The following is a 26,648-nucleotide window of genomic DNA, read 5'->3' as shown; positions in this document are numbered from 1 at the left end:
GATGACCACAATCAACAAGAACACAACGCGTCGCCGCTTTGGCGCGCTGCGTAAATGGCTGCCGGCCAGCGCTATCGCCTTGAGCGGCATGTTTGCGGGCACGCTGGCGCACGCCGCCAATGCGAACGCCGATGCCGCGCTCGTCAAACGCGGTGAATATCTCGCGCGTGCGGCGGACTGTATTGCCTGCCACACGTCGAATAAAGCGCAACCTTATGCGGGTGGCGTGCCCTTCGATCTGCCCTTCGGCACGATCTATTCGACCAATATCACGCCCGATAAAACCTATGGCATCGGCAATCTGAGCGACGCGGATTTCATCGGCGCGGTACGCGAAGGCAAGTCGAAGGACGGCAAACGCCTTTATCCGGCGATGCCTTATACGTCCTATACGCAACTCACCGACGACGACATCCTCGCGATTCGCGCGTATCTGCGCACGATCGCGCCGGTTGGCAAGGCGGCGCCTGCGAATACGCTGGGTTTCCCGTTCAACCAGCGCTGGGCGATGGTGTTCTGGAATCTCTTCAATTTCGATTCGGGCCGTTTCCAGTCCGATCCTTCGAAGAGTGCGGAATGGAATCGCGGTGCGTATCTGGTGGGCGCGCTTGCACATTGTCAGGAGTGCCACACGCCGCGTAACTTCATGCAAGGTCTATCGGGCAAGTCGCTTGCCGGCGCGCAACTCGGTAACTGGAGCGCGTATAACATCACGCCGGACCCCATTGCCGGCATTGGCGGATGGAGCGATGCCGAGTTGATCGCGTATCTGCGTGATGGCGCGGCGCCTGGCGTGGCGAACGCTGCGGGGCCGATGGCCGAAGTGGTCGAGAACAGCACGCGCTTTCTCTCGGATCAGGATCTGAAGTCGATGGTGACGTATCTGCGCACGGTGCCCGCGCAGACGCATGGCGCGGATGGTTCGACCAAATCGCGCTTTGGCTGGGGCTCGTCGATCGAGAGCGTCACTGCGCTGCGCAATCAACCGCTTACGGTGCTGGGCGCAGGCGGGGCCGCCGACGGTCGCACGCTGTTCAACGCCAATTGCGCAAGCTGCCACGGCTGGCAAGGTACGGGCGTGGGCGGCAAGGATTCGGGCGCTTATCCTTCGCTGATGCATAACACCAGCGTGGGTGCGTCGAATGCCGATAACCTCACGATGGTCGTGCTGCATGGCGTCAGCCGTCAGACCAACAACGGCCATATGTCGATGCCTGCATTCGCGGGCGAGTTGAGCGACAGCGAAGTGGCGACGCTCGTGAACTTCGTCACCACGCAATTCGGCAATCCGTCCGCGACGATCACGGCGGATAAGGTTGCGAAGATGCGCTGAGTGCGCTGAGTGCGTGCAATGCGGCGGCCGTTTGGCCGCCGCTCATTCATCTGCGCTTTGTCGGCGTCCATGACGTCGGGCGCGTGCCAGAGCTTGGTCAGCGGGTGGGCGAGGGCGCTTTCATGATGAAAAGACGAACAGCCTGCCCGATCAGACCCACCGCCAGATATTGAAGCGCATCGTCTGCATGCGTTTGCACGGCATGCAGAAAAGCGTCGCAATCGGTAGTCGGTTGCCCCTGAACGGGGAAATCGACGATGCCGCAGTGCGGCAGGGCTTTTTCGCGCAGTCTGCTTAATTGCGCGCGGCAGGCTTTGAGCACGGTGAGCGCCCAAAAGCATTGGACGATTTCCCAGCGCAGGATCGATCAGTCACGTCGCATAGGGCGCGATCATGAGCGTGAATGCGTGAATTTGCATTCATGGTGGCAACGAACCGCCAATCGCATACGCCTCACGCGAACGCCGTTTCCGGCGAACGAGCGCGTCGAGCGATGCAGATTCGCAGCACCAGCAGACCGGCTGTTGCATCGCCGCAGAAACACCACGCTGACTCGCAAGCGGCCGCACAGGTGAACCGCTCGACAAGTCCAGTCAAGGCGCTCAGGCGCGGCTCACAAGCCTCCCGTTGCCAGGAGGCTTGCCGTCGTGCAACTGCAGCAGACCAGCGCTGGTTGCCCGCGGCTTAGTGGCCGTGAGCCTCGCGAAATCCGGCATCCGCTTCAGGGCGCTGATTGCGGGTGCGGACGTGGAATCCTGCGGATACAACATACAGGACACCCGCGAAAGACCAGGAGTACGTTCCTAAAACGAAGCAGAACAGGAACGCATCTTTGGGTGGATAGACATTGAGTGCCCATGTCATGCAGGCAACTGGTAACAGCAGCAGACACAACGCCGACCGGTTCAGAAAAACGGCGACCCTTGCATTCTTGAGCGTTTCAGTTTGCATGCCTGGCTCCATAGGGAATGGCACTGGGATATAGACTGGCACGAACTCCAATCTATAACCACTCGGTAAATTCCCTTACAAATACGGCTATTTTTCTCCTGTTCGTCGGTCGAATGGATTGGTGCAATGCACACATTTAACGACTCACTACATTGAGAAATAGTGCTTAAAACAGGGGCGAATCGTTCTCGGGATGGTGTGGTTGAAACACGTTAAGCAATGAAGTGAATCGTCAGGAATGCGATTGAATTGATTTAGTTGGAGCAGCGGCGTCGAGATACGGGGCAGCCACGTGCTCCGCACGCACCGATTACGCGGGAATAGTTCGTAATAACTTGACGAATTGAGCGCATGCGAGTCCGCCAGATTTCATGGCAGAATGCGCCGCAAATTCCAATAGCTTGTGTAAGGGGTAATCGATGCGCTCTGGTGTCAAACTCGGCCGCGTGGCACGCTCGGCAATGACGGTTGCCGCACTGGCCTGCGTGGTGTTCATTCAGGGCTGCGCCTCAACCATCGGCACTATCGCGCTCGGAGCGGGGCTGGGTGCCACAGCAACGGTAGCGGGCATCTATTGCGCGGTCGCCTGCCACTGACGGGAAGCGCCAACGCCGGGCGCAGTCATCGTGTATTACGGAAATAATCAGTAAGCCAGCGTAGCGGGCTTTATCGCATCATCTGCTTTTTTGATCGCGCTATTGCCTGCCCGCTCCATGCTTCATTCCGTGCCACTGACAAAGTCCGGCTTACACGTTCTGCTTGTCGACGACGACGAAGCGCTGTGCCATATGCTGGGCAGTTTCTTTGCATCGCGCGGCGTGGCATTCACCGCGGTGCATTGCGCCGATCATCTGGATAGCACGATCGAGACGCTGCGGCCCTCGATCGTGGTGCTCGACCTCATGCTGCCGGGCGTCGACGGTCTCACGGCGCTCAAACGTCTGCGCGAGCACGACGCCGCCACGCCCGTCATTTTGCTCACCGCGCTCACCGATGAAACCGAACGGATCATCGGCCTTGAAATGGGCGCGGACGATTACGTTTCCAAGCCTTTCCTGCCGCGCGAACTCCTCGCGCGAATTCATGCCGTGCTGCGCTATAGCGGGGCACAGACCGTGCGGCCAACCGGTCCTGCTGGAGATTGCATCCGCTTCGGCGATTTCGCGCTCACGCTCTCGCGCCCGGCGCTGACGAAAGCGGGCGAGCGCGTGAAGATCGGTCCTGGCGAACTGCAGATACTCGCGCGTCTGGCGGCGCGCCCCATGGAAGTCATCAGCGGCGACGCATTGCGCCAGTTGCTGGAAGGGCGTGGCGGCAGCGCCTGCAACAAGAGCATTTACGTCGCGATTCTGCGGCTCAGGCGCATCGTCGAAATCGATCCCGACAAACCGCGTCTTATTCAGACCGTGCGTACGCGCGGTTATATGTTCGTACCCGAGCAGGCCGCCGATGAAAAGATTGCTTAACACGCTTTTCGTACGGTTGGCGTTGATGACCGTGGGCCTTATCTGCCTGCTGCATGCAACGAGTATCGTGCTGATCGAACGCGACCGAGGCGAACTCGATGTGCTGCACATCGCGCATGCGGTCATGACCGTGGCCGCCGTGCATGAGGAGGATCCTGCGTTGATGCCCACCGTCGCCGCGAATCTGGGCCTGGTCTACGTGCCCGATATCAAACTGGCGGCTGGCCATACCGGCCACACAAGCGGTTTCTTTCCCGCTGAAGAAGCGCTGCGCGAACATTTGCCGGCGGGCAGCAGCGTGCGCGTTGCCACTAGCGGCGATATTTTCGTCAACGTGAGCGGTACGGCATTCACCATCGTCGTACCGCAGGCCCTGTTGCCGGCAAGCCGTTATTTGAGCGCGACGTTTCTGATGCTGGCGTTTGGCGTGATCGCCGCGCTGGTTTTTTCGTGGTATCTGCAACAGCCTATTCGCCGTCTTGCCGATGCATCGCGTCTGTTTCGCAATCAAGGCCGGTCGGTTGCACTGCCGTTGCGCGGGCCGACCGAAATTCGCGATTTGACGGAAGACTTCAATCAGACCGTCACCACGCTTTCGGAATTGGAAAAAGAACGCGCAGTGATGCTGGGTGGACTAGCACACGATTTGCGTGCACCGATCACACGCATTCAGGTGCGCGCCGATCAGATCGAAAGCCGTAAAGATCGCAACGCGTTCTTGCGTGACACGGAAGCGATGTCGAGAATCGTCGATCAGTTTCTCGACTTCGCGCGCGGTACCTTCGAACCTTCGCCGCTGGTTAGCGTGGATACCTTTTGCCAGCGCGAATATGGCGGCGTGAACGATGAGGCGCGCACGATGGGCGATGTCGAACCGGATCTCATGCGACTCGATCTCTGCGCGGGAGCGGGCTTTCGCTTGCCGCTCAACGTGGTGGAGCGCAGTCTGTCGAATCTTGTCGAAAATGCCTTTATTCATGGATCGCCGCCCATCGAGATCACCACGCGCAGAGAGCGCGGCCGCTTCATTCTGCGTGTGAGCGATCAGGGTGAAGGGGTATCGCAGGACGATATGGCGTCGATGCTGTTGCCATTTGTCCGGCTCGATCCTGCGCGCGGCGGTCATGCGCGTTGTGGGCTGGGATTGTCGATCGTGAAGCGGCTCGTGACGAGTGCCGGTGGATCGATGAATCTCTCGAACGCACCGGGTGGCGGTCTGGTCGTCACGATGTCGTTTCACACGGATGAAACCCTGCGTGCCGATGTGCGCCCGCGTGCGGCTTCGGCAAACGTCTAATCTTATGTAGTATTGAATGCTCGGGCGGGAAATAATATTCCCGCAAGAAAGCTTTTGTAATTAATAAAAAGAAATAACGCACAAGATACGTAATCAATCTAATTCAATCGAGCGCACGCGTTTTGCGATATCAGGTATCGCCAAATAAGACGTCTCCAGCCAGGTAGGTGTCATCTAGAATCCGTGCAAACCGGCTTGCTGTGCATGTCGTCGTGCCAGCAAGAACGAGTCCACAAAAAATCTGGAGACACGATGAAATACATCGCATTGCGATCGATCGCGGCTGTAGCATCGATATTGACTGTCAACGCGGCGCACGCCCAGTCGAGCGTGACCTTGTTCGGCATGATGGATACGGGTATTACGTATTTCAGCAATCAAGGCGGTCATTCGAGTGTGATTGAAGATGGCTATGTGAATTCGCCAAACTTCATCGGCCTTTCCGGCAAGGAGGAACTGGGCGGCGATTTGCGCGCGGTCTTCCGGCTGGTGCAATCGTTTCAGTCGACCAATGGCAAGGCGCTAAGCTCGGGCCTCGCGTTCGGCCAGGACAGCTTTGTCGGCCTCGAAAGCGATACCTACGGGAAACTCACGCTGGGGCGGCAAAACGATTTCGCCAACGAGATGCTGCAATACGCGGGCATCGTGGGGCCGATTTACGGTTACCACCCGGGCGACTACGACCGCATTACCGGCGAATTCCTGAACAACTCGATCAAGTACGACAGCCCCACGGTGATGGGATTTCAGGGCGGCGCGATGTATAGCTTCGGCTCGACCTCCGGCACTGCGACCAACACGGGCCGCGCATTCAGCCTGAAGCTGAAGTATCAGAATGGGCCCTTTGCCGTGGGCGGGTCGTTGACCGACCTGAACGGCACGACGATCAACCCGGCTTCCATTGGTCTTGCCTACGCATTTGGAGAATCGACCGCATCGACGGCCGATAGCGGAATCGCACTCCATAACCTCACGACGGCCACGGTGGGCGCGGCGTATCAACTGGGTTCGGCGCGTGTCATGGCGTCGTATTCGCACACGCATTTTGAAACCACGGAAGGCGCGACGGACCGGCTGCAAACCGTCGACGTCGGCATGAGTTACAACATCTATCCCGATCTGATCGCAGCGGCGGATTACGGCTATTCGGTCGGGCTGGGCGGGCGCTGGCACGTGTATAACGCGATGCTCGATTACCTGCTGTCGAAGCGCACGACGGTTTATGTCAGCGCCGATTTCGCGCACGTGACGGGCGCGGGGCAAGTCGCGCAACTGCTTTATGCGAGCCCTTCCTCCAGTGCGAACCAGCTTGCGTTGCGCGTGGGGATCTCGCACCGGTTTTAAGGCAGGCAGACCGGTAGCGTGCTACCGGTCCAACCTGGGCGCGCTTTAACGCTTTTACGTTTTTACGCCTTTAGTCCCATACTCTTTTACTCTGCAGCCGGCGCGCGCGACGGATCGTAACCGGCCTGCTTCGCTTCACGCCGGCGCGCAGCCGATTGCCTCGCGCAAAGCATCAGACCCAGCGCAGGCAGCACGACATAACTCACGCCGAGCAGCGTCACCACATCGTTCGACACCGAAGAAACAAGGCTATTCACGCCGAACGCCAGCCCCATCTGCGAGCAGCAATAGATGGCGCCGGCCGCCCCGCGCCGCGCGGGAAAGCGATCCATGCAAATCGCCGAAGCGCAAAGCACGATAAACGAGTAACTGAACGACACGCCCGCGACGCTGAGCAGAAAGCCTGGCGCGCTCATCGCACCCAGCTTCGAAAGCGCCAGCAACGCCACGCCGCACAGCATGGCGATGACGAGCCCGGCGCGCATGGTCGGCAACATACCGAACCGGCCGATCAACCGTGGCAACAACAAACGGCTGACGATCAAGCCGATCCCGACCAGCGCGCTCACCGCGCCGTATTGCGTGGCGGTCAATCCAAACTGCTGCTGCAGCACGAACGGACTCGAACTCGTGTACATGACAAAGCAGGTCATGCCGATACCGGCCACCATCGTCGACGAAACGAACGTCGCGTCCGACAACACCACCCGATACGAAGCAAACACCTCGCGCGCCGTAATCGAGCGGTTCTTGTATTGATTCGTTTCGCGGCATCGCAGATATATCGCGAAGATCGCAGCGAGCAATAGCGCCATAAAAACAAAGTTGGCGCGCCAGCCGAACCAGGTCTGCACGAAACTTCCCAGCAGCGGGCCCAGCACGAAGGAAAGGCCGGTAAACAAGGTGATATACGAACTGGCGATCGCATAGCGTTCGCCCTGCACGATATCGGCCAGCACGATGCGCGACAGCGCAAGACACACGCCGCTGCCCAGCCCCTGGATAAAACGCGCGAGCAGAAAGCCCGTGATTTTCGCAGCGGCCACAGCCCAGAGATTACCGACGATCGCCACGGCCAGGCCCAGCAAGATCACCGGCTTGCGGCCGTATTTATCGCTGACTGGCCCATAGACCAGTGCACCGGCCCCCGTGCCGAACAGAAACACGGAGATCGACGCCTGCACATATTGCTGCGAGGCGTGCATCGCTTTCATGATGGCGGGCAACGACGAAAGATGAATGTCGGTGCCCAGCAGACCAATCAGCAATAACGCGGTCACCACCGCGACGATCGTCAGTTCGTCGCGGCTAAAGCGCACTTTTTTCGATGTGGACACAGTCCGTCCTTGCAATGTTGTGGGCTCAGGCGCTGCGTGGTTGTGCGTGCCGTTCCAGATGCTGGGCGATAGTTGCAGCGTTTTCGCGGCTCATGATGCTGTGGTGATCGCCCGCCACGCGCACGAGATCCAGCGAGGCCGCGAGCACGCCCCAACCGAGATCCGGTTCGCCGAACTGCTGCGCGAAACCGTCTTCGCCACAGCACAGCAGCACGCGTCCCGAATAAGGCGCGGGGCGATAGGTGCGCAGCGCTTCGTCATTCGCATCGATCACGGCCAGCACCTGCCGGATCTGCCGCTCGCCGGTTCCGGCAGGCAGCAGGCCTTGCTGCGTTGCCGCTTCGAGCACGTGGCGCCAGTGCACGTCGGTGGGCACGTCGCGCAGGCTTTCCCAATCGAATGCGAGCTTCGGCATCAGGATGCCGAGCATCACGGCTTCGTCGCTCAGCCATGCGCGGGCCGCCATCTTGCCGTAGGTGCCGTTGCGGTACAACGGTTGCACGCTGGCGTTCTGCGCGCGCGAATCGAGCAGGGCCAGCAGTGCAACGCTTTCGCCGCGCTGCTGAAGCTGCTGCGCCATTTCGTACGCGATACATCCACCCATCGAATGGCCGATCAAGCGATACGGGCCTTGCGGCTGCACCGTTTTCATCAGGTCGATGTAGTCGGACGCCATCGCTTCGATCGTGCGCAGCGGCGTCGATTCGCCTTGCAAACCGCCCGCCTGAATACCGTAGACGGGTTGCTCGCCGCCCAGGCTGCGTGTGAGTTCGACGTAGTTGGTCGTATGGCCGCCATACGGATGAATGCAGATCAGCGGCGGCAGCGCGCCCGTGGTTCGCATGCCCACGAGTTGCTGGCTGCGCGGGTCGCGCATCGTTCGCAGCGCGGCGGCGAGCGTTGCCACGGTGGGGCTTTCGAGCATCGCCGAGGTGGGCAGCTTCTGGCCGAGCATCTGTTCCACCTGCAGGATCACGCTCAACGCCGATAGCGAACTGCCGCCGAGTTCGAAGAAGTTATCCGTGAGCGCTACCGAGGGCAGTCCCAGCACTTCCGCGAAGATCGCAGCCAGTTTCGCTTCGATGGTGTCGTGCGAGCTGACTGCCGATGCGTCGCCAGAATGAGTTTGAGCCGGTTCAATTGCGGTTTGATCGGCGTGCGTAGTCGCGGCGCGCACGACGTTGCGCGCCTGTGGCCAGAAACGCTGGCGCTCGAACGGATAACCCGGCAACGGAGCACGCTGGCGCGTGGCGTCTTCGTGCAGCATCGCCCAAGCCGGCGTGACGCCCGCAACCCACAGGCGCCCCACGGCCAGCGCCAGCGCGCCGCAATCGGACCATCCCGCAGCACCCGAAAGCGTCGCCGTGGCGACGCGTGCATGGGCGTTATCGGCATGCCTGCGGATGATGGACGTGAACGTGTGGCCCGGACCCACTTCGACAAACAGCCCATCCGGCGTTTGCAGCAAGGTGTCGAGGCCTTCGGCGAATCGCACGGTCTGACGCATATGGCGCACCCAATGCGCGGGATCGGTCGCCTGCGCGTGCGTGACCCACGTACCGGTGACGTTGGTGATGTACGGAATCTGCGGCGCACGCAGTTCGACCTGGCTCACCGTCGCCAAGAAGCGATCGAGCACCGGGTCGAGCATGGCCGAATGAAACGCGTGCGAAGTGGCTACGCGTTTGCAACGCAAGCCCTTGTTTTCCAGTGTCGTTTGCACGGCGTCGATGTGTTCGGCCGGGCCCGCAAGCACGCACGCGCGTGCCGCGTTGACAACGGCAAGATCGACCGCGCCCGCGAGGTACGGCGCCAGTTCCTGTGCGGAAGCTTCGACTGCCAGCATCGAACCGCCGGGCAATGCCTGGATCAACTGACCGCGCATGCAGACCAGCTTCAGCGCGTCGGGCAGCGACATGACACCGGCCACGCAGGCCGCGACGTATTCGCCAAGACTGTGGCCCATCATGGCATGCGGACGCACGCCCCAATGCGCCAGTTGCTGCACCAATGCATATTCCACGACGAAGAGCGCGGGTTGCGTCACGGACGTCTGCATCAAACGCTCGCGCGCGGCATCGGTGTTATCGGCGTGCGGATACAGCACCATGCGAACGTCGAGCGCCATCAGCGGCTCCAGCAGACGCGCGCAGTGATCGACGCAATCGCGGAACACGGCTTCGGACTCGTAGAGATCGCGGCCCATGTTCACTTGCTGCAGGCCCTGGCCGGGGAACAGATAGTTGATGCGCGCGGCCGGTGCGGGCATGCCAGTGCTGCTGCGCGTGGCGGGCAGCGTCGTCAGCGCTTCGAGCGCGCCGGCGACGCGGTCGCTCACCACCACGCGTCGATGCGGGAAATCCGTGCGGCCGAGTTGCAGCGTGCAGGCGATATCGGCGAGTCGCGCGTCAGGATGATCGCGCAGATAGCTGGCCAGATTGTTCGTCATCGCATCGAGTGCGCTTGCCGATTTCGCCGACAAGGTCAGCACCTGAAACGCCTGATCGCTTTCGCCCGATCGCGCAGCGGCTGGCGGCGCTTCCTGCAGGATCACATGCGCATTGGTGCCGCCGATACCGAACGAACTGACGGCCGCGCGGCGCGGCGTCGCGGCACTGGGCCAGTCGGTGAGCGTGTTGTTGACCCAGAAAGGGCTGCTTTCCAGTTCGAGCCTGGGATTGGCGGATGCGAAATGCAGCGTCGCCGGAATCTTGCCGTGATGCAGCGCGAGCGCGGCCTTGATCAGACCGGCGACGCCCGCGGCCGCGTCGAGGTGACCGACGTTCGACTTCAACGAGCCGAGCGCGCAGAACTGGCGCTCGCCGGTATAACGGCGCCACGCGCGCGTGAGCGCGTGCACTTCGATCGGATCGCCCAGCGGCGTGGCCGTGCCGTGCGCCTCGACGAAACCAATGCTGTCCGGCGCGACGCCCGCGCGCTGCAACGCCTGATCGATCACATCGGCCTGGCCGTCGGCGGCGGGCGCGGTGAAGCCCACCTTCGCGTTGCCGTCGTTGTTGATCGCCGAACCCTTGATGACGGCCCAGACGTGATCGCCATCGGCGAGCGCAGCGGCGAGCCGTTTGAGCACGACAATTGCGCCGCCGCTGCCGCGCACCGTGCCTTGCGCGCGGCTATCGAACGGACGGCAACGGCCATCGGACGAAAGAATATGGCCTTCCTGATGCAGATAACCGGTGCCGTGCGGGATTTCGATCGACACGCCGCCGGCCAGCGCGATCTCGCATTCGTCGAGCAGCAGTTGCTGGCAGGCCAGATGCACGGCCACGAGCGACGTCGAGCAGGCCGTCTGCACGGTCAGCGCCGGGCCGCGCAGATTGAGTTTGTAGGCCAGTCGCGTGGAAAGAAAATCTTTCTCGTTGAGGATGGTGGTCTGGAACAACTCGGCCGCGCTTTCGGGGTGCGTATCGAGGTAATGCAGCAGATAGGCGGAGCGGCCCACGCCGCCCACCACGCCAATCCGGCCCGCGTAGCTGGCGTTCGCATAGCCCGCATGTTCGAGCGCCTGCCAGCCGGTTTCGAGGAAGAGGCGCTGCTGCGGGTCCATCAATAAGGCTTCGCGCGGCGGATAGCCGAAGAACGCGGCGTCGAATTGATCGACGTTGTCGAGCAGGCCTTTGCGCTTCACGTAACGCGGATCGGCGAGCAGGGCGGGATCGACACCGGCCGCGAGCAGTTCGCTATCGCTGAGATCCTGCACGGATTCGACGCCCGCGACCAGATTGCGCCACAGATCGTCGACGTTTTGCGCGCCGGGAAAGCGGCCCGCCATGCCGATGATGGCGATGTCGGTATCGGAATGATCAGTATTGCCAGGTATGGGCGCTACTTTGGGCGCGGCTTGCCGCTGGGCGTTGGGCGACGCATCGGCCGGTGATGCCTGAGCGCCACGCAGATGCGCGGCCAGCGCGCGGATATTCGGAAAGCGGAACAGGTCCATGGTTGGCACATGTCGCCCCAGAACCTGCTCGAGTTCGATCTCGACACGCACGAGATCGAGCGAATGGCCGCCCACTTCGAAGAAGTTATCGTCGATACCGACGACGTCGAGTTTCAGCACGGTTTTCCAGACATCGGCGATCTGCTGTTCGAGCGTGTCGCGCGGTGCGAGGACGTTGTGTGTTGTCACGCGTTCGCTGGCATCGGGCAAGGCCGCGCGATCGATTTTGCCGTTCGGCGTGAGCGGCCAGGCGTCCAGCAACATGATCGCCGAGGGCAGCATGAATTCGGGCAACTTGTCTTGCGCGTGGGCGCGAATGTCGCTAACGCTAATGCTGTCTTTCTCGCTGGCGATCGCATAGGCGAGCAGCGAAGGCGCGCCGCCATTCGTTGCGCGCGCAATCACCAGCGCTTCGCGAACGCCGGCGCAAGCGGCGATCACTGCTTCGACTTCGCCCAGTTCGATGCGAAAGCCGCGAATCTTCACCTGATGATCGATACGCCCCAGATATTCGAGGCTGCCGTCGGGCAGAAAGCGCGCGAGGTCGCCGGTTTTATACATGCGCGCCTGCGCGCCTTCGAACGGATTGGCGATAAAGCGCTCGGCCGTGAGGTCGGGGCGGTTCAGATAGCCGCGCGCGAGGCCAACGCCTGCTATATGAATTTCACCGGCGATGCCCACCGGCACGCGCTGCAGTTGCGCGTCGAGCAAATAGATGCGCGTGTTCGCGATGGGGCGGCCAAGCGACACGCGTCGCGAATCCGCAGTCAGAGGCGCGACGGTCGCGCAAACGGTGGCTTCGGTCGGGCCATAGGCGTTGAGGAAGCGTCGGCCGGGCGCCCAGCGTTTGACGATGTCGAGGCTGCACGCTTCACCGGCGGCCGCGACGGTGCGCAGCGTCGGCACATCGTCGGGCTGCATCAGCGCGAGTACCGAAGGCGGCAAGGTGATGACCGTCACGGCAAGGCGCGCGATGGTGCCGATCAGCGCCGATCCCGGCATCATGTCCGCCTTCGAGGCGAGGCACAGCGCCGCGCCCGCGCAGAGCGTGCTGAAAATTTCCGCGACCGACGAATCGAAGCTCGCCGATGCGAATTGCAGCAGGCGGCTTTCGGTGCCGATGGCGAAGCGCTCGGCCATCGTATGCACCATGTTCGACAGGCCGTAATGCTCGAGCATCACGCCCTTCGGACGGCCGGTCGAACCGGAGGTGTAGATCACGTAGGCGAGATCGTCCGGTTTCGAGGCCAGATCCAGGTTGTGCGTGGATTCGTCCGCGATGGCGGCGGCGTCCGTATCGACACACAGGCGGCGCACGCTCGCCGAGGACACGCTGGCATTCGCGCCACGGTCCGTCAGCAGCAGATTCAAACCCGAGTCGTCCTGCATGTATGCAAGACGGTCTGCGGGATAGCCCGGATCGAGCGGCAGATAGGCGCCGCCTGCTTTCAACACCGCGAGAATCGCAATCACCAGACCGGGGCCGCGTTCCATGCTGACGCCCACCAACTGGCCTGATTTCAGGTCGAGACGGCGCAGATGATGCGCGAGCTGGTTGGCGCGCGCATTGAGTTCGGCATAGGAGACTGTCTGCGAATCGCAGACAAGCGCAGCGGCGTGCGGCTGACGTTGCGCCCAGTCTTCGACGAGCCGGTGTGCGGGCGATTGCGGAAAGCGGCTTTCGGTGGCATTCCACGCGGCGTAATCGGTGCTTTCTCGTGCGGTCAGCATCGGCAGATGTCTGAGCGCCGTTTGCGGCGCTTCGACTGCACCCGCGATCAAGGTGCGGTAGTGATCGACCAGATAGCCGATGCTTTGCGCGTCCCACAGCGCCGTGTTGTACCAGCACACCGCGCGCAGACGGCCATCGACTTCTTCAACGACGAAGTCGAGATCGAATTTCACGCCATGCTGTTCGAGCGGATACGACGCGAGCGGCAAACCGGCGAGGTCGAGCGTCGCGCCGCCTAAACCCATACGCGCTGCCGCGACGCCGCGCATATTGTCGAGATGGGCCTTCTGATACGTAAAGGAAACCTGAAAAACAGGGCTGCGGCTGGCGTCGCGCGCAATGCCCAGTTGTTCCACCAGCAGCGGGAACGGATAGTCCTGATGTTCTTTCGCGCCCACCAGCACCGCTCGCATGTGCTGCAAGAACGCTTCGAAAGTGCTTTCGCCATTCACGTTCGCGCGCAGCGCGCAGGGGCTCGCGAAGTAACCGACGGTGCGCGCATAACCTTGTGGCGGCCGCCCGAAACGCGGCGAGCCGACCACGATATCGTCCTGTCCGGTATAGCGATGGAGCAGCACGTAAAGCGCGGCCATCAGCACCGTGTAGAACGTGACATCGTGCTGACGCGCAAGCGCGCGGATCTGCTGCGTGAGCGTGCGATCCAGTTCGAACGCATGGCCCGCGCCAACATGCGTCTGCACGGGCGGACGCGGCCGGTCGGTGGGCAGATCGAGTACCGGCGGGCGTTGCAGTTGCTGCTTCCAGTAGGCCGCATGGTTCTCGCCAGTGGACGACGCCAGCAGGTTCTGCTGCCACTCGACGTAATCGACATAGGCGAGCCCGGTCGAAGGCAAATCCGCCGCTTTGCCTTCAACGCGCGCGCGATAGCAAAGCCCCAGTTCCTCCATCATCACGATGAGCGACCATGTGTCCGCGGCAATGTGATGGCTGTTCAGAAACAGCACGTGCGTGTCGGCCGCGCGCGAGAAAAGGCGCGCGCGAAATACCGGCCCGTGCTTCAGATCGAATCCCGTATCGGCCTCTTGTGCGAGGCGTGCATGCAGCGCAGCCGCATCCCATTGCGATGCGTCGTGATGCGCGAAATCCGCCTGACCCTGCGCGTGAATCAGTTGCACGGGCTCGCCGCCGTGCGCCGCGTAAGTCGTGCGCAACACCGGATGCCGATCGACCAGATCCTGCAAGGCGGCGCGAAACGCGTCCAGATCGAGCGCGCTGTGTATCGTCCACGCCATCGGCAGGCCGTACTCCGCGCCGGCCGGGTTGAGGCTCCACAGAAACCACATGGCGCGTTGTCCGCGCGAGAGTTTCGCCGTTGTGGCGGCAGGCGAAGACGGATCGATGCGGTCTGCGCCAGTCGCGGGCGGAGTCGGGTGTTGGTTCTGCGGATGCATGCGGTGTGTGTTGCTGTTTAGTTTTAATGAGTCGAAGCGCCTGGCCGATCCCATGCCTTCCCCACGCGAGCGCGCTAAACGTGCCTCGACAATGGCCAGGACAAAACCGGCGGACGATTTATACCGAACGGGGACGCATTTTTGATGACGGCCGACGTTGCACCGTCGAATCTTCTGGCTCGCCAAAAGGTGCTTTAAACAGGCGCTTCAATTGCGAGCTTTAATATTGGCTTTCGGCTGGCTTTCTTTGCGATTCAATTAATCGTACGAAACAATTTATCGCGCAGGTTTTGGGCCGATTGCACTTGCCGCTGGTTAACGGCTGTTATTGGGGAAACCTGAATATCGATTGCGTGTCTTGAATGCGTTTTTTAGAGGCTTGCGCTGCGCAAACGTTTGGCGAAACAGCGCCATCAGGTATCCCATTTTCATTCCATACATGAAACAGAACATCGTATGTGAACGAATTATCACACCATAAAGTTGCATGCAAAGAGAGAAATATCCAGCAAATACAAGGGTGTAAAGAAAATCAAGCCGGTCAAACCCGCTCTCGCAACACATTATTCAAAAGAGACGATCGGCAACCTTTTTGGGTCTCCATGCCATTGCCGGGCTTTTTGTCCAGGCCAAGAATGCCAGCCATTGCAGGTGGTTTTAACGCCGCGTGCCCAGGCGATTCGAGAGGAGACATCTCATGCAATTCACACTGAACGGCCAGCCATTCGATTTCGATGGCGACCCGGATACCCCTTTGCTTTGGGTGATCCGCGAAACGGCCGGTCTGACCGGCACCAAATACGGCTGTGGTATTGGCGCGTGCGGCGCTTGTACCGTGCATCTGGAAGCCGAGGCCACGCGCTCGTGCGTGCTGCCGGTTTCGGCGGTAGCAGGGCGCCGTATCACCACGATCGAAGGACTCGCGCCCGAGACTTCGCATCCGGTGCAACGCGCGTGGATCGCGAAAGACGTGCCGCAATGTGGTTATTGCCAGTCGGGCATGGTGATGGCCGTGGCCGCGCTGTTGCAGCAGCATCCGCATCCCACCGATGCGCAGATCGATCAGGGCGTGACGAACCTGTGCCGCTGCGCGACCTATCACCGTATTCGCGAGGCCGTGCATGTCGCAGCCGACCACTGAGCGCGCGCTCGCGCCGCATCGCGCGGACCGTCGCGCCTTTCTGAAAACCGGCCTCGCGCTGGCGGGCAGTTTCGTCTTGCCACTGTCCTTGAGCGAGCACGTGCAGGCCGCGCAGGACGGCTCGCCGTATCGCGAGATCAATGACTGGGTGCGCGTGGACCCGGACGGCCGCACCATCATCGGGCTTTCGCAAGCCGAAGTCGGGCAGGGCGTCTATACCGGTCTGCCGCAGATTCTCGCCGATGAAATGGACGCCGACTGGCGCCTCGTGAGCGTGGAATTCGTCACGGGCCGCGACGCTTATCGCATCAGCGCGGCCAACGAACATCCGCAGCAATTCGTGGGCGCATCGATGTCGATCACGATGTTCCATGCGCGTCTGCGCGTGGCGGGCGCACAGGCGCGCGAAGCGTTTCTCGCGGCGGGCGCGCGCAAGCTGGGCGTGCGGCCCACGCAATGCACGACAAAGAGCGGGCGCGTGATTCACATGCAGACCGGCCGCTCGTTCGGCTACGGTGAACTGCTGGCCGATGCCGTGCAATTGCCGCTCGATCCGCAGCCGCGCCTGAAGCCCGAATCGGCGCGCAATCTGATTGGCCAGCCGCTGCATAAGCTCGACGTGCCCGCCAAGGTGAATGGCAGCGCGGTGTTCGGCATCGACGTCAAGGTGCCGGAGATGCTCGCGGGCTTCGTGAAGATGGCGCCGACGCTCAACGGCAAACCGCTGGCGGTGCGCAATCGCGATACCGTGCGGGCGCTGCCCGGCGTGGTCGATGTGGTGCTGGCGAAGGACGCCGTGATCGTCGTGGCCAAAACGTACTGGCAGGCAAAAAAGGCGGCCGATGCGCTCGACGTGCAATGGCAGGACGCTGCGCCGCCCGCGGACAGCGCGACGATACGCGCCCGGAACAAGGCCGCGCTGATGACGCAGCAGGCCGTCGTGGCGACGCGTATCGGCGATGCGCCCGCGCAGTTTGCATCGGCGGGCCGGGTGATCGAAGCCGATTACCACACGCCCTATATCGTCCACGCGACGATGGAGCCCGTGAACGCGACCGTCCACGTGCGCGAGCACGAGATCGAGGTGTGGGGGCCGATCCAGGGGCAGGACAAGGTGCGCTGGACGCTCGGCAGCATCTTCAAGCTGCCGCCCGAAAAAGTGATTGTGAACACAACGTTTCTGGGCGGCAGTTTCGGGCGCAAATACGTGCCCGATTTCGTGATTCATGCGGCGGTGGCCTCGAAAGCCGTGGGTCGTCCGGTCAAGGTGATCCGCTCGCGCGAAGACGATATTGCGCACGGTTTCTATCGGCCAGCGGCCTCGGCACGGATGCGCGCGGTGCTGGGTGCGGACGGCTATCCGCGCGCGATGCATCTGCGCGTGGTGGGGCAATCGCTTTACTGGGCGATCAAGCGCGATTACTTCGAGAAAGCGGGCGGCTGGGACGAGACCATGCTCGACGGTCTCTACGATCTTGGCTACGCGGTGCCGAACCTGCTGGTCGATTCGGTGAGCGTCGATCAGCACATTCCCGTGAGCTTCATGCGCAGCGTGGGCAGCACGTCCAGCGTGTTCTTTCTGGAGAGTTTCGTGAACGAACTTGCGCACGCGGCACGGATCGATCCGCTCGAATATCGGCGCACGCTGCTGCGCGGCGATCCGCTGGCGGTGCGCGTGCTCGAACGCACCGCTGCGCGCGCGGGCTGGTCGCGCAAGCCTTCAGCGGGTCTTTATCGCGGCCTCGCGTATTGCCTCTATACCGGGCGCGGCGGCGCGTTCACGACCTATGTGGCGACGATCGTCGAGCTGCGCATGGTGGACGGCAAGGCAAAACTCGAACGCATCGTGTGCGGTATCGATTGCGGCCGGGCCGTCAATCCGATGTTGATTCGCGAGATGGTGGAAGGCGGGATCGGCTTCGCACTGACCAACACCTTCAAGAGCGAGATCACGTTCAAGGATGGCGCGGTGATGCAGCAGAATTTCGCCGATTACCCGCTGCTCTATCTCGCGCAGATGCCGAAGATCGAAGTCGAGATCGTCGATAGCGAACGCTCGCCGCAGGGCTGCGGCGAGGTGTCGTTGCCGTCTGTTGCGCCCGCGGTGGCGGCCGCGTTATTCGAGGCGACCGGCACGCGCCTGCGCACGATGCCGCTCGAACAGGAACTCGCTTGAACGCAGGTCTCTGGCGATCCCTTTATTTCTCCGCAAATTCCCCACAAAAACAGGAATCGAACATGATCCCACTTCGCCAGTTGCTGGCTGCTTTCGGCGCGCTTGCCGCAATCACGGGCGCGACCCATGCACTCGCCGAACCTGCACTGGACGCTGCGCGCGCCCGCCAGATCGCCACCCAGCACGCGTGCTTCGGCTGTCACGCCGTCGACAAGAAACTCGTTGGCCCCGCCTATCGAGACGTGGCCACGCGCTACAACGGCAAACCCAATGCAGCGGCCACGCTGGTGGCGCATATCCAGAACGGCAGCTCGGGTGTCTGGGGCGCGGTGCCGATGCCGCCTAACGCCATCAGCGCGGGCGATGCGCAAATCGTCGTGCAATGGATTCTGGCCGGCAGCAAGACCGACTGAACCTGATCCCCGCAGTATCCTGCCGGACCGCTTTGCCGGATCGGCAGGTATTTCAATAACTAAGCATGACTGATTAATGGTTCGGAGATTGCAATGAAGAAAACTCTCGTGGCTGCAGCGCTGGCTGCCGCATCGGCGCTGGCGTGGGGACAAAGCAATGTGACGCTGTACGGCATCGTCGATACCGGCGTCGAGTACTACAACAACGCCGCGAAGGGCGGCTCGTTCGCGGGCATGCCCACGCTCACGGGCGAGGTGCCGTCGCGCTTCGGTTTGCGTGGCCAGGAGGATCTGGGCGGCGGCTACAAGACCTTTTTCGTGCTGGAAAGCGGCTTTGCATCGAATAGCGGCGCGCTCAATTATGGCGGCCGCCTGTTCGGACGTCAGGCGAACCTGGGCGTGAGCAGCAGTTTCGGCACGCTCACGCTGGGCCGGCAAATGAATATGTCGATGTATGTGCTGCTCAACGCGGATGTGATCGGCCCGTCGATTCATTCGATGGCGAGCTTCGACAGCTATCTGCCCAACGCGCGCAGCGACAACGCCGTGGGTTATATGGGCAAATTCCAGGGCTTCACGGTGGGCGGTACGTATAGCTTCGGGCGCGATGCCGCAGGCCCCGCCGGTCCGTCGGCGACCAACTGCGCGGGCCAGATTGCGGGCGACGCCGTGGCCTGCCGCCAGTACACGATGATGCTCGCCTACGACAACGCGTGGGGCGGCGCGGCGGCTTCGTATGACGTGATGTACGGCGGCGCCGGCGCGACAGCGCCGCTGACGAGCAGCGCGGACGTGGACAAGCGCACCATCGTCGATGCCTACGTGAAATACGGCCCGGCGAAGCTGGGCGGCGGCTGGATCAGGCGCAATACGTCGGCGGCCGAACACGCGCAATCCGATATCTTTTTCCTCGGCGCAAACTGGTACGTCCGGCCCACGTTCTCGCTCGACGCGCAGGCGCTGCGCTACATCCTGCGCGATCATTCGAATTCGACCCTGCTGGTTGGGCGCGCGAATTATTTCATTTCCAAGCGCACCACGCTTTATGCTTCGCTTGGTTACATGATGAATAGCGCGCTCGCGGCCAACGCCGTGGCAGCGGCGGGCACGGTGGCGACGGGCGCGAACCAGTTCGGAGCGATGATGGGCATCCAGCAGCGCTTCTGAGGCCGGCTTCTCAGGCCGGCTTCTGAGTCCGAACACGGCGGGCAGGCTGCCCGCATCGCCCCAATACGTAAAACGGAGACAACATGGCGATGGACCTCTTGAGCGCCGCGCTCGCCGACCTGCGCGCAGACGCGGTGGTGACCGGGCACTTTTCGCTCAGCGCGCCGTGGGCGATCGCTAAACCGGCGGTCGAAGGCGCGGCGTTCAGAACGGGCTTCGGCGGCCCGTTCTATATCGCCGTGGAGGACATGGAACCGTTGCGCGTCGAAGTCGGCGACTTCGTGTTGCTGCCGCACGGGCACGCGCACGTGCTGGCATCGGCGCCTGGCGTCGAGCCGGTGCCATTCGACGATCTCGTGGCGGGCGAGGGCATCAGCCCGCGATTCGATACGCCTTTGCGGCTCACGGTGGGAGGCGGGGCCGCCGCGGCGAACGAGTTGTACACCGGCATCATTTTTTACCGCGAGCCGATGCGCAACCCGCTTTTCTCCGTGCTGCCGCCGCTGATTCACGTGCGCGCCAACGACCCGGCCGTCGGTCCCTGGCTCGCGGATACGTTGATGGCGTTTATCCGCGAATCGATGGCCTGCCAGCCTGGCTGGGCCGTGGCGGCCGCGCGCCTGGCCGATGTGCTTTTCGTGCAGTTGTTGCGCGCGCATCTATCGTCGGCGATCAGTCACACGGGCTGGTTGCGCGGTCTCATGGACCCGCAGATTGGCCGCGCCATCGCGCAGTTGCATCGTTACCCGGAGCGCGAATGGACCGTGGAATCGCTCGCGGCCACGGCCGGCATGTCGCGATCGCGTTTCAGCGCGCGCTTCGTCGAACTGGTGGAGGAAACGCCCATCGGCCATTTGACGGCCTATCGCATGTACGTGGCGAGCGGCGCGTTGCGCGATTCGCGGCGCAGGCTGATCGAAATTGCCACCAGCGTGGGCTATGCGTCGGAAAAGGCTTTTATTCGCGCGTTTCGCCGCTGGTCGGGCATGGCGCCCAAGCAATACGCGCGCAGCCTGAAAGACGTCTATAAAGTGCCGAAGCCCGCAGCGGCGGCGCGGGCTTCGGGTGACGCGTTCGCAGGAAAATGATTGGGATGCCGAATTAAATGGCGATCAAGGCGCGGGCGCGGGCATAAACTTGAACGACGGCGTGGCAACGAATTTATCGGCGGTTTCGCCCGAGAACATCTGCCCCGCTTCGATCGTGAGTTTCATCACGGGCGCGCCCGGTTTCAGATCGAGCTTGCGCAGCGAGACCCAGAACGTATCGGGCCGCGTGGCCGAATCGAAGTAATAGACCAGATTGGTCTGATCGGCCACGGTGCGCCAGATCGTCGACGAAAGATTCGGCGTTTCGGGTGTGCGAATGCCAAGCGGCACGCTGACGGAGCGCATCACGCTCATCACGCTCGCGACCTGCTGATACGCGCCGTTTTGCATCGGCACGCCGGCCATATAGTTCGGATCGGGGCTTTTCGGAATCGCGTCGAGCAGGAACGAGGCGCGCACGAAGCGGTCGGCGGCGCGGTTCGTGCCCGGCAGGAAACTGAGCCCGCCAATGCCTTTCCAGTACGCATCGAGCGCGAGCTGTTCGCTGTAGATCGGCGAATTCGTCATGATGCGGTACGGCTTGCCGTGATGAATCACGAGCTTGCCGTCGAGGTATTCGAGGATCGCCGAGTCGCCGCTGGCGTCCGATAGCGAGAGATGGATGGTGATCGGCTTGCCGTTGGGCAGCGGCGGCGCGATGATCTGGAACGGCTCCTTGCCGAGCGCTTTCACGGCGTCGCTCACGTTCGCGAAGTTGTCGAGCACGTATTGCGCCCAGAGGCTGATCGACATCGGCGGGCGGCCCGAGTCGGGCTTGCCGTAATCGGTTTCGGCCAGATACAGCGCGTTGGCCACGAGCCCGCGTTCGTTCATGCCGTCCACGCTGCCGATGTCGTAGCCCGAGACGATCACGCTGCCGTATTTCGAGCGCCAGCGCGGCGATTTCGGGCCGGCGTTGCCGTCGCGCTCGATACCGGCGGGAAACACCCAGAGATTCGAGCGCATGTCTTCCGACCAGTCCATCGTGCGGCCCGTGATGACGAGGCCGCTGTCGCCCACATACAGTGCGCGCGTGCAGGCGTAGGCGAGCGAGGCGGTGAATAGCGCGGCAAGCGCGAGCGCGCCTGCGCAGACAGCGATGAAGCGTGACGGGGATCGTGACATGTTGCGCGCTCCGATAAAACCATGGCGGGAGAGATGCAGCAGGACGCTGCGATCATGCCACGGAAGGCGCGGTAGACGTCGTGGAGGTGTGCGCGTGGCGCTATTGCGCGCGCGTGCGGCGCGGCTTCTTTGCGGCGCTGGCGCGCGGCGCGGGAGCGGCTGGCGGCGCGGCGTTGGCGTGCAGGTCTTCGAGCCAGGCGAGGCTATCGGCGTAAGTCAGAAACTGGCGCAGATAACCGGGCGACAGATCGCGCATGAGAAAGAGCGCGCGATGCACGAGGGCGCTCGAATTGAGCGGGCCTGCGTTTTTCGGCACCTGATCCTGCGATTGTTGCACCTGCTGATCGGCGCTGACCTTTTGCCAGACGTCGCGGAAATAATCGAGCAGCGTAGCGGGCGCGCCATCGCGTTCGTCGCGCGACATCGTTTCGATCAGTGCTTCGAATGCGTTGCTGGCGGGCGTTTGGGCTTGTGCTTGCGTATGCGTGGCGATGGTTGCATCGGCATCGATCTGCTTTGCGTAGCTTGCCAGCAGGGTTTCGATGCGCGCGTCCAGCACCTTGCGCGCCGCGCCCGTTTGCGCCTGGGCGCGCCGCTCCAGCGCATCGAGCGTGGCGAAGCGCACGGGGTCGATGCTGTTCGCGCCTTGTGCGCGCCACGCGTCGAGCGTCGAACGCGCCGCGCTGCACGTCGCCGCGTTCAGCGCAGTCGATGCGTCCGCAACGTTTTGCGCGCCGTCACTCATGGGCGTTCGGCGCCTTGGCGGCCGCGCTGCTCATGCTCGACGAACGCGGCACGGGCGCGATTTCCACGCGGCGATTCTTCGCGCGGCCCGCTTCGTCGGCGTTCGAACTGACCGGCTGTTCCGAACCGAACGCCGCCGCGAACACCGAAGCCGCCGGCACACCCGCATCGATAAATGCGCGCGTCACCGTCAGCGCGCGTTCGGCGGACAGTTCCCAGTTATCGGCGAAACGCCGATTGCCCGCGTGAACCTGCTGATCGTCGGCGAAACCGCTGACCATGAGGATTTCGTCGCGATCGTGCAGATACGCCGTGAGCGGACCCGCAAGGCTCTTGAGCAGGTCGCGCCCCTCGGGCTGCAACTGGTCGGAGTTGAGCGCGAACAGCACGCTGCCGCTAATGCCGATGCGCCCGTTCACGAGCGTCACGCGCCCGGCCGCAAGCGGCCCGGCAAGCGCCTGTTCGAGCGTCTGGCGCCGTTTGGCTTCGAGCTGGCGCGCCTTGACCTCATGCGCGAGGCGCGAGGACGCCTCCATCTGCATGCCGATCACGCCGACCAGAATCAGCACGAACGCGCCCAGCAGCGCCGCCATCAGGTCGCCGAATGCCGCCCAGACCGGTGCGGTGGGCTCTACGCCGCCGTCGATCTCGTCGTTCATGCGGCTTCGCTTCCGGCCAGACGTTGCAGGCTATCGATGATCTGCTTTTGCGACAGCAGGCTCAGATCGACCACTTCGCGCGCCTGCGCGACGTAGTAGGCGAGCTGGTCGTCGCTGCGGGAGAGCGACTTGTCGAGCGCGGCTTCGATGCGTTCGAGCTGCGTCATGAGCTTGTCGTTCGACGCGCCGAAGTGCTGCACGGCCACGCCGAAGGCATCGCCCAGGCTGGCCACTTCGACGGCGCTGCCGGTGATCTGCGCCGCGGCGCCTTCGAGCGTCTGCGCACCGGCTTCGACCTGCTGGTCGAAACGCGTGCCGACGCGTTCGAGCAGACCCGCCGAAGTATCGACGAGCGCGCCGATCGCCTCGCGCTGTTCGGTGCTCGCGTGATTCACGGCGTCGAGCAGCGTGGTGACGGTGGCGAGCAGACGGCCGCGCTCTTCGAGCATCGCGGTGTCCTGCACCATGCTTTCGTGGAGCTTCTGGCGCAGTTCCGCGACGACTTCGGCGGCCACGCGCGGCGCTTCCGAAGCGGCTTCGACGAGGCGCGCGATTTCGGCGATGGTGCCGTTGGCATGTGCTTCGGTCTGCGCGGAGATGGCGCTGGCGGTTTGCGTGAGCGCGTCGCAGATGGCCTGCTGGCGTTCGGCGGCGTGCGTGCTGGCGGTTTGCCAGGCGCTTGCGTTCGCTTCGGCGGCGCGGGCGATTTCGGCGATGGTGCCGACGGCATGCGTTTCGGTTTGCGCGGAGATCGCGTTGGCGGTTTGCGTGAGCGCGTCGCAGATCGCTTGCTGGCGCTCGGCCGCTTCTGTGCTGGCCGCTTGCCACGAGGCCGCGTTTGCTTCGGCGGCGTGAGCGATTTCGGCGATGGTGCTGTTCGCGTGCGCTTCGGTTTGCGCCGAGATATCCGTGGCGGTTTGCGCGAGCGCGTCGCAGATCGCCTGCTGGCGTTCTGCGGCTTGCGTGCTGGCGGCTTGCCATGCGGCGGCGTTTTCTTGCGCTGCGCGCGCGATTTCGCTGATGGTGCCGCTGGCGTGCGCTTCGGTTTGCTTCGAGATATCCGTGGCGGTTTGCGCGAGTGCGTCGCAGATCGCTTGCTGGCGTTCTGCGGCGTGTGTGCTCGCGGCTTGCCATGCGGTGGCGTTCGCTTCGGCGGCGCGCGCGATTTCGGCGATGGTGCCGCTGGCGTGCGCTTCGGTTTGCATCGAAATTGCGGTGGCCGTTTGCGCCAGGGCATCGCAGATCGCTTGCTGACGCTCCGCCGCCTGCGTGCTGGCCGCTTGCCAGGCGGTGGCGTTCTCTTGCGCCGCGCGGGCGATTTCGGCGATGGTGCCGTTCGCGTGCGCTTCGGTCTGCTTCGAGATATCCGTGGCCGTCTGCGCGAGCGCGTCGCAGATTGCTTGCTGACGCTCCGCCGCGTGCGTGCTGGCGGCTTGCCAGGCGCTGGCGTTCTCTTGCGCCGCGCGGGCGATTTCGGCGATGGTGCCGTTCGCGTGCGCTTCGGTCTGCTTCGAGATATCCGTGGCCGTTTGCGCAAGCGCATCGCAAATCGTCTGCTGACGTTCTGCCGCGAGCGCGCTGGCCGCTTGCCATGCCGCCGAGGAGGCCTCGGCCACACGCGTAATTTCGGCGATGGTGCTGTTCGTATGCGCTTCGGCGTGCGCGGCAACCTTGCCCGCGGTGCTTTCGAGCGTTTCGCACACGGCTTGCTGACGCTGTGCGGCCTGCGTGCTGGCGTCCTGCCACGCGGCGCTCGCGGTTTCGGCGGCGCGGGTGATTTCGGCGAGCGTGCTGTTCGCGTGCGCTTCGGCGCGCGCGACGACCGACTCGGCCGTCTGCGCGAGCGTCGTGCAGATCGCCTGTTGCTGTTCGGCCGCTTGCGTGCCCGCCGTGCGCCATTCGTCGCGCAGCGAGGTGCTCATCGCGTCCAGCGAGTCGCGCCAGGTCGCAAGGCGCGTTTCGTCGCGCGCGGCAAGCTGCGTCTGCAGATCGGCCTGCGCCTCACCCACCGCGCGCACTAGCGCGGCGGCGTGCTGTTCGAACGTGGCGGCCGCGGCGGCCAGCGCCCGCTGGTTGTCGCCCGCGAGCTTTTCGCCCGCCTGTTCCTGACGCGCCAGCGCGTCCTGCCACGACTGCGAAACGCCCGCCGCCGAAGCCGCGAGACGCGCATCGACATCGCGCACCAGATGCGCCGAACGCGTTTCGAAGGTCGCGCTGAAGCGCTCCAGCGCGCCTTGCAGATCGTCGGCGAGCGCTTCGCCTGCGCGGCGCTGTTCGTCGAGCGCTTCGTTCCAGATGCCCGCGACGCGCGTCGCATTGGCCTCGAAGCCCGCCGTGAGGCCGTCGAGCTGACGCTCCACGGCTTGCGTGAGCGTGTTGTGCAGCGTGCTGCTTTCGCGCGCGAGACCCGCCATCGTCGCTTCGACGACCGGCGCGAAAGCCGCGCCTGCCGCGCGCGCGCTTTCGGCGGCGCTGGCCTTCAGCGAATCGCCCACCGTGGTGGCGAGGCGCGCGTAGGTGGCTTCGGCATTGCCGAGGAAGGCTTCCTGGCTGGCGATCTGACGCTCGCCCATGGTGGCGCTCTGGCGCTCGATGACGGTCATCATCGACTGCAGACGTTCGGCCAGCAGCGGCAGCGCTTCGGCCTGACGCTGCATCAGCGCGAAGCTGGCCTCGCGTTGATGGGCGTGCGAGAACGGACGCAGCGTGGTGGTGATCTGGGCGTCGAGGCGCTGGGCGGCTTCGATGCGCTCGCGGCGGCACAGCGCCGACAGCAGACCGAGCATCGCCGAGCTGGCCACACCGGCGATCGAGGTGCCGAACGCGAAGCCGAGCCCGCGGATCGGACCGGCCAGGGCCGTGCGAATACCGTCGAGATCGGTCGCGCCGTCGAGCGCGATGCCGGTGCCGCGCAGCGTCGTCACCATGCCGAGCAGCGTGCCGAGCATGCCGAGCAGCACCAGCATGCCGACCAGATAGGGCGTGAGCGCCGGGCCGGGCAGCGCGGCGCGCTCGCCTTCGATGCGCGCGCGCACGGCGCTGCGCAGGCTCGGGTGCAGGCGGTCGAGCCAGGCATTGAGCGAGGCGGGCTGGCTCGTGAGGGCGTCGACGGCTTGCGCGAGGCTGCCGGTCGTCTGCCGGTAGCGGCGCAGTTCGAGCGCGCCGGCCACATAGCAGGCGCCAATCAGGACCGTGACGGCGAGCGCGAGCGGACTGGAGCCGACATAGGCGGCGCCGATCCAGCAAACCGCGAGCAGGCCGGCGATGAAAACCACGAGATCGATGCGAAGTCTGGACATAGT

Annotated in this window: 18 protein-coding genes; 10 read left to right on the top strand and 8 right to left on the bottom strand. The window is 63.3% G+C overall.

The window, feature by feature from the left end; genetic code table 11:
- Nucleotide 1: 1 nt before the first annotated feature.
- On the top strand, nt 2–1,333 hold the full coding sequence (locus tag G3N59_RS27245) for a cytochrome c (RefSeq protein WP_205985922.1): 1,332 nt from the start codon (nt 2–4) through the stop codon (nt 1,331–1,333).
- 97 nt (nt 1,334–1,430) lie between these two features.
- Here G3N59_RS27245 and G3N59_RS27240 read toward each other — a convergent pair whose 3' ends face one another.
- Both G3N59_RS27240 and G3N59_RS27235 read right to left on the bottom strand, forming a co-directional pair.
- Nucleotides 1,431–1,655, bottom strand: a complete 225-nt coding sequence (locus tag G3N59_RS27240) for a DUF2000 family protein (protein ID WP_346777943.1) — start codon at nt 1,653–1,655, stop codon at nt 1,431–1,433.
- Between the two features lie 362 nt (nt 1,656–2,017).
- Nucleotides 2,018–2,284: a hypothetical protein gene (locus G3N59_RS27235; RefSeq protein ID WP_205985921.1), complete on the bottom strand. Its 267-nt coding sequence runs from the start codon at nt 2,282–2,284 to the stop codon at nt 2,018–2,020.
- Nucleotides 2,285–2,703: 419 nt separating this feature from the next.
- Between G3N59_RS27235 and G3N59_RS27230 the strand changes: the two genes are divergently transcribed.
- The 4 genes from G3N59_RS27230 to G3N59_RS27215 all read left to right on the top strand — a co-directional run bounded on the left by G3N59_RS27230 (nt 2,704) and on the right by G3N59_RS27215 (nt 6,391).
- Nucleotides 2,704–2,880, top strand: a complete 177-nt coding sequence (locus G3N59_RS27230; protein ID WP_205985920.1) for a hypothetical protein — start codon at nt 2,704–2,706, stop codon at nt 2,878–2,880.
- Between the two features lie 129 nt (nt 2,881–3,009).
- On the top strand, nt 3,010–3,750 hold the full coding sequence (locus tag G3N59_RS27225; RefSeq protein ID WP_205985919.1) for a response regulator: 741 nt from the start codon (nt 3,010–3,012) through the stop codon (nt 3,748–3,750).
- Complete coding sequence (locus tag G3N59_RS27220; protein WP_205985918.1) at nt 3,734–5,047, top strand: ATP-binding protein; 1,314 nt, start codon at nt 3,734–3,736, stop codon at nt 5,045–5,047. The genes G3N59_RS27225 and G3N59_RS27220 overlap by 17 nt, the downstream gene beginning before the upstream one ends.
- A gap of 252 nt (nt 5,048–5,299) precedes the next feature.
- Nucleotides 5,300–6,391: a porin gene (locus G3N59_RS27215; protein WP_205985917.1), complete on the top strand. Its 1,092-nt coding sequence runs from the start codon at nt 5,300–5,302 to the stop codon at nt 6,389–6,391.
- A gap of 86 nt (nt 6,392–6,477) precedes the next feature.
- On the opposite strand, the gene G3N59_RS27210 is transcribed toward G3N59_RS27215, so the two are convergent.
- Together G3N59_RS27210 and G3N59_RS27205 are read right to left on the bottom strand one after the other, a co-directional pair.
- A complete protein-coding gene (locus G3N59_RS27210) occupies nt 6,478–7,728 on the bottom strand; it encodes a multidrug effflux MFS transporter (RefSeq protein ID WP_205985916.1) in 1,251 nt (416 codons plus the stop codon).
- A gap of 25 nt (nt 7,729–7,753) precedes the next feature.
- Entirely contained in the window at nt 7,754–14,833 is a 7,080-nt protein-coding gene (locus tag G3N59_RS27205) for a non-ribosomal peptide synthetase/type I polyketide synthase (RefSeq protein WP_277397938.1), read from the bottom strand.
- Nucleotides 14,834–15,530: 697 nt separating this feature from the next.
- Here G3N59_RS27205 and G3N59_RS27200 point away from each other — a divergent pair.
- From G3N59_RS27200 to G3N59_RS27180, 5 genes are all read left to right on the top strand, one after another.
- Nucleotides 15,531–15,974 carry a (2Fe-2S)-binding protein gene (locus tag G3N59_RS27200; RefSeq protein WP_205985914.1) on the top strand — a complete coding sequence of 148 codons (444 nt, stop codon included), beginning with the start codon at nt 15,531–15,533 and terminating at the stop codon, nt 15,972–15,974.
- Complete coding sequence (locus tag G3N59_RS27195) at nt 15,955–18,150, top strand: molybdopterin cofactor-binding domain-containing protein (protein ID WP_205985913.1); 2,196 nt, start codon at nt 15,955–15,957, stop codon at nt 18,148–18,150. Before G3N59_RS27200 ends, G3N59_RS27195 begins: the two co-directional genes overlap by 20 nt.
- Before the next feature lie 62 nt (nt 18,151–18,212).
- The gene (locus tag G3N59_RS27190) at nt 18,213–18,563 is read left to right on the top strand and encodes a c-type cytochrome (protein WP_241024222.1); all 351 of its coding nucleotides are present in this window, start codon (nt 18,213–18,215) and stop codon (nt 18,561–18,563) included.
- 93 nt (nt 18,564–18,656) lie between these two features.
- Nucleotides 18,657–19,730, top strand: a complete 1,074-nt coding sequence (locus G3N59_RS27185; RefSeq protein WP_205985912.1) for a porin — start codon at nt 18,657–18,659, stop codon at nt 19,728–19,730.
- An 83-nt stretch (nt 19,731–19,813) separates the two neighbouring features.
- On the top strand, nt 19,814–20,818 hold the full coding sequence (locus G3N59_RS27180; protein WP_205985911.1) for an AraC family transcriptional regulator: 1,005 nt from the start codon (nt 19,814–19,816) through the stop codon (nt 20,816–20,818).
- 24 nt (nt 20,819–20,842) lie between these two features.
- Here the strand turns inward: G3N59_RS27180 and G3N59_RS27175 are convergent, their stop codons facing one another.
- From G3N59_RS27175 to G3N59_RS27160, 4 genes are all read right to left on the bottom strand, one after another.
- Nucleotides 20,843–21,943 carry a linear amide C-N hydrolase gene (locus G3N59_RS27175; protein WP_205985910.1) on the bottom strand — a complete coding sequence of 367 codons (1,101 nt, stop codon included), beginning with the start codon at nt 21,941–21,943 and terminating at the stop codon, nt 20,843–20,845.
- A gap of 100 nt (nt 21,944–22,043) precedes the next feature.
- Nucleotides 22,044–22,688, bottom strand: coding sequence for a DUF2894 domain-containing protein (locus G3N59_RS27170; protein ID WP_205985909.1), 645 nt, complete (start codon nt 22,686–22,688; stop codon nt 22,044–22,046).
- On the bottom strand, nt 22,681–23,346 hold the full coding sequence (locus G3N59_RS27165) for an OmpA family protein (protein WP_205985908.1): 666 nt from the start codon (nt 23,344–23,346) through the stop codon (nt 22,681–22,683). The genes G3N59_RS27170 and G3N59_RS27165 overlap by 8 nt, the downstream gene beginning before the upstream one ends.
- The gene (locus G3N59_RS27160; protein ID WP_205985907.1) at nt 23,343–26,645 is read right to left on the bottom strand and encodes a DUF802 domain-containing protein; all 3,303 of its coding nucleotides are present in this window, start codon (nt 26,643–26,645) and stop codon (nt 23,343–23,345) included. The genes G3N59_RS27165 and G3N59_RS27160 overlap by 4 nt, the downstream gene beginning before the upstream one ends.
- Nucleotides 26,646–26,648 lie beyond the last annotated feature (3 nt).

This window comes from Paraburkholderia sp. Ac-20340, from assembly GCF_017104965.1.
Taxonomy (GTDB): Bacteria; Pseudomonadota; Gammaproteobacteria; order Burkholderiales; family Burkholderiaceae; genus Paraburkholderia.
Note: the sequence above shows the minus strand (reverse complement) of the source record. Positions and strands in the feature narration are given on the sequence as shown.